Below are 6,623 nucleotides of genomic sequence, written 5' to 3'. Positions count from 1 at the left end.
ACCGCTGCCGCCAAGCCTGCCGTAAAACCGGCTGCTGCTAAAACCGCTGCTGCCAAACCGGCTGTAAAACCCCCCGCAGCTAAGCCCGTAGTTTCGACGCCAACCTCAGCAGCATCGGCATCGACTGCAACCTCTGCTCCGGCTGCTGCTCCAGCGCCGGCCTCGGTCGCCGCGCCAACCAGCGCTTCCTAAGCCTGGCTCACCGCGAGGCGCAGCTTGTGCAGCGCCTCGCGATTGAGGTGGGTCACCTGGACGGTGCTGCCGTCCAGCCACTGTGCCAGGTCGACGGCAACTCCCTGCGGCCAACCCTGGCTCAACCCTTCCAGACGCAACAGCAACTGGCGCTCCGCTTCCAGCTCAAGTGTCTTGAGCTGATCTCTCAGCACTTTCAACTCGTTGTCTAGCAGCGCCATGGATCGCCATTGCCCACGCAATTGCCTGAGCGGTTGTATCACCTGCGCCTGCCAGTCTTGTGCAATCAGGCGCAACCGCGCCAGGCGTTCGGACTCGCAACCGACGCCGCGCACGCCCAGCCAGGCCGCGCAGAGCATCAGGCAGACATCCGCCCCCTGGGCTTGTAAGGCCAGGCAGGCCTCCTCCACGCCGGGCTTGGCATAAGTCTCAAGAGAAAACGTCCACAGGTCAGCATGCATGGTTCGATCCGCGCCAGTTGCGAGGGAAGCTGGTAGACTCCGCCGCCATTATGATTCGACTTCAGAACCTGACTTTACAGCGTGGCCCGCAACGTCTGCTAGAAGACGCCGAGCTGACCCTGCACGCCGGCCATAAAGCCGGCCTTATCGGTGCCAACGGCGCCGGCAAATCCAGCTTGTTCGCCCTACTGCGGGGCGAGCTGCACCCGGACTCGGGTGATTGCTTTCTGCCGGCCGATTGGCGTATCGCCCACATGCGCCAGGAGGTCGATACCCTCGAACGCCTGGCGGTCGACTATGTACTCGATGGCGACATACGCCTGCGCCAGGTGCAGCACGACCTGGCAGTGGCCGAGGCAGCCCACGATGGCGCTGCCCAGGCACGCCTGCACGCGGAACTCGACAGCGCCGACGGCTACACCGCCGATGCCCGCGCGCGCAAGTTGCTGGCCGGCCTGGGCTTCACTAACGAACAAATGGATCGTCAGGTCGGGGATTTCTCCGGCGGCTGGCGGATGCGCCTGAACCTGGCGCAGGCGCTGATGTGCCCCTCGGACCTATTGCTGCTCGACGAACCGACGAACCACCTCGACCTCGACGCAATCATCTGGCTGGAAGAGTGGCTCAAGAGCTACCCCGGCACCTTGCTGCTGATTTCCCACGACCGCGACTTTCTCGACGAAGTGGTCGATCACGTGGCTCATGTCGACCAGCGCAAAATTACTCTCTATCGTGGTGGCTACACGGCTTTCGAGCGCGCCCGTGCCGAACGTCTGGCCCAGCAGCAGCAGGCTTACGAGAAGCAGCAGGCGCAACGTGCGCATATGGAAAGCTATATTGCCCGCTTCAAGGCCCAGGCCACCAAGGCCCGCCAGGCACAGAGCCGGATCAAGGCACTGGAGCGAATGGAGGAGCTGTCGGCGGCCCACGTCGATTCACCGTTCGACTTCACTTTTCGCGAGTCGCATAAGATCTCCAGCCCCTTGTTGGACCTGTCCGATGCTCGGCTGGGTTATGGCGAGAAAACCATCCTGGAGAAGGTCAAGCTGCAACTGACCCCCGGTGCCCGAATCGGTCTGCTCGGTCCCAACGGCGCGGGCAAGTCGACGCTGATCAAGAACCTCGCCGGCGAGCTGTCGCCGTTGGCAGGGCGCATGACCCGTGGTGAAAACACCGTGGTCGGCTACTTTGCCCAGCACCAGCTCGACTCGCTGGACGCCAAGGCCAGCCCGTTGCTGCACCTGCAACGGTTGGCACCGACCGAGCGCGAGCAAACCCTGCGCGACTTCCTCGGTGGTTTCGATTTTCGTGGCGCACGCATCGACGAGCCGGTGTTGAACTTCTCTGGCGGCGAGAAAGCCCGGCTGGCGTTGGCCCTGATCGCCTGGGAACGGCCTAATCTGCTGCTGCTCGACGAACCGACCAACCACCTGGATCTGGAAATGCGCCTGGCGCTGACCATGGCCTTGCAGGAGTTCAGCGGTGCGGTACTGGTGGTTTCCCACGACCGTCATCTACTCAAGAGCACCACCGACCATTTCTACCTGGTGGCCGACGGTAAGGTCGAAGAGTTCGACGGTGACTTGGAAGACTATGCCCGCTGGTTGGTCGAATATCGCCAGCGGAACGCGCCGGTCAGCAGCACCCCAGTGAATGCCGATAAGACCGACAAGAAGGCTCAGCGTCAGGCCGCGGCTGCGTTGCGTCAACAACTGGCCCCGCACAAGCGTGAGGCCGACAAGCTCGAGGCCGAGCTGGGCAAGCTGCATGAGCAGCTGGCAAAGATTGAGGCGAGTCTCGGCGACAGCGCGGTCTACGAAGCGGATCGCAAGGACGAACTGCGTGACCTGTTGGCCAACCAGGCCAAGCTCAAGGTGCGTGAGGCGGAACTCGAAGAGGCTTGGATGCACGCCCTGGAACTGCTGGAAAGCATGCAGGCGGAACTGGAAGCGCTGTCTTGATGTGCCTTGGTGTTCCTACACAAGATGTCTGCTCGTCGATGATCCTGTCCGACAAAAAACAATAGTCAATTTCAGGCCCACGGATTAGCTTAAAGGCGGGTTGGAGTTCTTATCCGAGGTGCATGATGCAGATTGAGACATGGCTGGCATTTTTCGCGGCGTGCTGGGTGATCAGCCTGTCCCCGGGCGCCGGTGCGATTGCCTCGATGTCCAGCGGCCTGCAATACGGTTTCCTTCGTGGCTACTGGAATGCCCTGGGCCTGCAACTGGGCCTGGCGGCACAGATCGCGGTGATCGCCGCCGGTGTCGGTGCGGTCCTCACGGCCTCGGCCACGGCTTTCTACGCCATCAAGTGGTTCGGTGTGGCGTACTTGGTGTACCTGGCTGTCAAGCAGTGGGGCGCGATGCCCAACGACATGACCGAAGAGTCCACGATCCGGCCGATCGGCAAACCGCTGACCTTGATGTTTCGCGGTTTCCTGGTCAACGTCAGCAATCCCAAGGCCTTGGTGTTCATGCTCGCGGTGCTGCCGCAGTTCATCGATCCCCAGGCGCCGCTCGTGCATCAGTACCTGATCTTGGGCGCGACCATGATCGGCGTCGACATGATCGTCATGGCCGGCTACACCGGCCTGGCGGCCAAGGTCCTGCGCCTGTTGCGCACACCCAAGCAACAACGCCGCCTGAATCGGACTTTTGCCGGGTTGTTCGTGGGCGCGGCGGGATTCCTGGCGACTTTGCACAAGGCTACCCACTGAGTCCCGGTCGGCAAATACCCACAACCGACCCTTCCCAAAGATGCCGACCGCTTATTGAAAGGCACTATTTGCGCCTCAAGGGCGCGCGGCGCTTGAGTGAAGTGCAGTGAGAGGGAACAATGTGTTACTTCGCATTTCCATTTAGGTTGTTTCGATGATTGTTCCCACGCGTTTCCTGGCCTGGCTGATGCTGCCGATGTTCGCCCTATGCAGCTCCAATCTGCTGGCGAAGACGGTGGAAGGCGCCGCCCAGGCCCTGCACCTGATCGATTACATCGGCGCGGACTATCCAGCCACGGTGGCGGACGGCAAGGTCATCGACGAGACCGAATACCACGAACAGCTGGAATTCCTGACAGCTCTGCACAAGCTGATTGTCGCGCTACCGGCCCGTGCCGAGCGGGCGGAGCTGGAGCAGGGCGTGGTCGATCTGCGCAAGGCCATCAGCCAGCGCCAGGATGGCGCGCTGGTGGCGCGGCAGGCCCGGCAACTGGGCGCAAGGCTGGCGGTGAGCTACGAGGTCAGTCAAGCGCCGGCCATCACCCCGGATCCGAGTCGTGGTGCGCCGCTTTACGCCCAGCACTGCTCGGTCTGCCATGGTGACACGGGAGCCGGCGATGGCCCGGCGGGTGTTGGTCTGACGCCCCCGCCGGCCAATCTGCGGGACGCCGCGCGCCTGGATCGCCTGAGCCTCTATGGTCTCTACAACACCCTGACCCTCGGTGTCGAAGGCACGGACATGCCCTCGTTCGCCGATCAGCTCGATGAACGTCAGCGTTGGGATCTGGCTACTTATATCGCCGGTTTCAGCGCCGCGTCGGTGGCCACGAACGACAAGGCCTACAATCTGGCCGACCTGGCCCGCCAGACCCCTGATGAAGTGCGGACAGCCGAAGGCGACGCCGCTGCCGCGCTGTTTCGCGCCCAGCGCGCCCAACCGCCGCAGGTCAAGCGCGGCCCTGCGCAGTTGCTCGACTACACGGGCGCGACCCTGGACAAGAGCCTGGCGGCTTACCGTGTCGGCGACCGTGAACAGGCCTACGATCTGTCCGTGGCCGCCTACCTGGAAGGTTTCGAGTTAGTCGAAAGCTCCCTGGACAACGTTGACGCCAGCGTGCGCAAGGGCACCGAAAAATCCCTGATGGCCTATCGGCAATCCTTGCAGGATGGCTTGCCGGTCGAGCAGGTCGAGCAGCGCCTGGCGTTCGCCAAGGATAAGCTCAAGGAGTCCGCCGGGTTGCTCGGCAATGATGGACTGAGTCAATCCCTGAGCTTTATTTCGGGATTGCTGATCTTGCTGCGCGAGGGCGTAGAAGCGATCCTGGTGCTGGCGGCGATTCTCGCCTTCCTGCGCAACACCGGCCAGCAATCGGCGGTGCGTAGTGTCAATATCGGCTGGGGTCTGGCGTTGCTGGCGGGGCTTGGCACCTGGGCGCTGGCGGCCTATGTGATCGATGTCAGTGGCGCCCAGCGCGAGTTGCTGGAAGGGTGTACGGCGCTGTTCGCCAGTGTGATGGTGCTCTGGCTTGGCGTCTGGATGCACGATCGCCGCCATGCCGCGGCGTGGCAGGACTACATCAAGAGCAGTCTGGTCGGTGGTGGTGGTCGTTTCGGTTTCGCGATCCTGGCGTTCTTCTCGGTGTACCGCGAGTTGTTCGAAGTGATCCTGTTCTATGAAACCCTCTGGTTGCAGGCCGGTCCTGCCGGGCACAACGCGGTGCTGGCAGGCGGCGCGACGGCGCTGGTGCTGCTGATCGGCCTGGCCTGGGTCATCCTGCGCGGCTCGGCGAAGCTGCCGCTGGCGCTGTTCTTCGGGATCAATGCCGGGTTGTTGTGCGCGCTGTCGGTGGTGTTTGCCGGGCATGGCGTCAAGGCCTTGCAGGAAGCCGGGATCTTCGGCACGCGGCCAGTGGCGTTCTTCGACTTCGACTGGCTGGGGATCCATGCCGATGCTTATTCGCTGAGCGCTCAAGCCGTGGCCCTGCTGGCGATCATCGTGCTCTACAGCCGTAGCCGGTTGGCCGAAAAGCGCCGATTGCAGGCTTCCTGAGCATGCGCGTGTGGATCGATGCCGACGCCTGCCCCAAGGCGGCCAAGGAGCTGGTGGTGAAGTTCGCCCTCAAGCGCCGCTTCGAAGTGGTGCTGGTGGCGGGCCAGCCGCAGATCAAGCCGGCCTTCGCCTGCGTCAAGTTGATCGTGGTGCCCAGCGGGCCGGACGCCGCCGACGATTACCTGGTGGAGCATGCGGTGCCGGGGGAACTGGTGATTTGCAGCGATGTGCCCCTGGCCGATCGATTGGTGAAAAAGGCGGTGGCGGCACTCGATCCTCGTGGCAAGGAGTTCGATCCGCAGAACATGGGTGAGCGGCTGGCGGTGCGCAACCTGTTCACCGACCTGCGTGAGCAAGGGCAGATGGGCGGCGGTCAGCCGCCTTATGGCGAGCGGGACAAGCAGGCCTTCGCCAATGCCTTCGACCGTATCCTCACCCGGCTTTCACGGTCTTGCTGAACACAGGGCAGATGATCGTTGCCACCTGTAATGATCAAGCCTGCTGAGTCAGCTCCAGCACCCGGTCCACCAGTTTGTTGATCCCCGACGCCGCCTCGCCGATGGACTGTGCCAGCATATAGGCCGGGGTTGTCACCAGCTTGCGCGCCTTGTCCTCGACAATATCGCCTGCCGAGCACTCCTTGTGGGCGGCGCCCATGGTGTTGAGCGCCGCAGTGGTATCGGCATCGTTGCCGATGGTACAGGTCACGCCCGGGCCGTAGATCTTCGCCGCCAGCGCCGCGGTGATGCAGATCAGGCCCACCGGTTTGCCGGCTTCGGCAAAGGCTTCGATCAGCGCCAGGACTTCTGCCTGCACGCGGCAATTGGCCCCTTCGACGGCAAAGTCGGAAAAGTTCTTCGCCGCGCCGAAACCACCGGGCAGGATCAGTGCGTCGAACTCCCGTACATCGGCTTCGCGCAGGTCCTTGACTTCGCCTCGGGCGATGCGCGCCGATTCCACCAGAACATTGCGCGACTCGAGCATTTCTTCGCCGGTCAGGTGGTTGATCACCTGCAACTGGGCGATGTTCGGCGCAAAACACTGGACCTTCGCGCCGCGCTGATCCAGGCGCAACAGGGTGAGCACGCTTTCGTGGATTTCCGCGCCATCGTACACACCGCAGCCGGAAAGGATTACCGCGATCTTCTTGGTCATGTTCGATCTCCCAATAGTCGGTGTTAAATGTCTACCTATTTGGCAT

Annotated in this window: 6 protein-coding genes; 4 read left to right on the top strand and 2 right to left on the bottom strand. The window is 62.8% G+C overall.

Annotation, left to right across the window (positions count from 1 at the left end):
* Positions 1-188 precede the first annotated feature (188 nt).
* Positions 189-653, bottom strand: a complete 465-nt coding sequence (locus AWM79_RS02235) for a TIGR02444 family protein (RefSeq protein ID WP_060782051.1) — start codon at positions 651-653, stop codon at positions 189-191.
* 50 nt (positions 654-703) lie between these two features.
* On the opposite strand from AWM79_RS02235, the gene AWM79_RS02230 reads away from it, so the two are divergent.
* The 4 genes from AWM79_RS02230 to AWM79_RS02215 all read left to right on the top strand — a co-directional run bounded on the left by AWM79_RS02230 (position 704) and on the right by AWM79_RS02215 (position 5,880).
* On the top strand, positions 704-2,614 hold the full coding sequence (locus AWM79_RS02230) for an ATP-binding cassette domain-containing protein (RefSeq protein ID WP_060782050.1): 1,911 nt from the start codon (positions 704-706) through the stop codon (positions 2,612-2,614).
* Between the two features lie 125 nt (positions 2,615-2,739).
* Positions 2,740-3,372, top strand: coding sequence for a LysE family transporter (locus tag AWM79_RS02225; RefSeq protein ID WP_060783929.1), 633 nt, complete (start codon positions 2,740-2,742; stop codon positions 3,370-3,372).
* Positions 3,373-3,526: 154 nt separating this feature from the next.
* On the top strand, positions 3,527-5,422 hold the full coding sequence (locus AWM79_RS02220) for a cytochrome c/FTR1 family iron permease (protein ID WP_060782049.1): 1,896 nt from the start codon (positions 3,527-3,529) through the stop codon (positions 5,420-5,422).
* Positions 5,423-5,424: 2 nt separating this feature from the next.
* On the top strand, positions 5,425-5,880 hold the full coding sequence (locus AWM79_RS02215; protein WP_060782048.1) for a YaiI/YqxD family protein: 456 nt from the start codon (positions 5,425-5,427) through the stop codon (positions 5,878-5,880).
* Between the two features lie 34 nt (positions 5,881-5,914).
* On the opposite strand, the gene elbB is transcribed toward AWM79_RS02215, so the two are convergent.
* A complete protein-coding gene (gene elbB / locus AWM79_RS02210; RefSeq protein ID WP_060782047.1) occupies positions 5,915-6,577 on the bottom strand; it encodes an isoprenoid biosynthesis glyoxalase ElbB in 663 nt (220 codons plus the stop codon).
* Positions 6,578-6,623 lie beyond the last annotated feature (46 nt).

The sequence above is a fragment of the Pseudomonas agarici genome (assembly GCF_001543125.1).
GTDB classification, from domain to species: Bacteria; Pseudomonadota; Gammaproteobacteria; order Pseudomonadales; family Pseudomonadaceae; genus Aquipseudomonas; species Aquipseudomonas agarici.
Note: the sequence above shows the minus strand (reverse complement) of the source record. Positions and strands in the feature narration are given on the sequence as shown.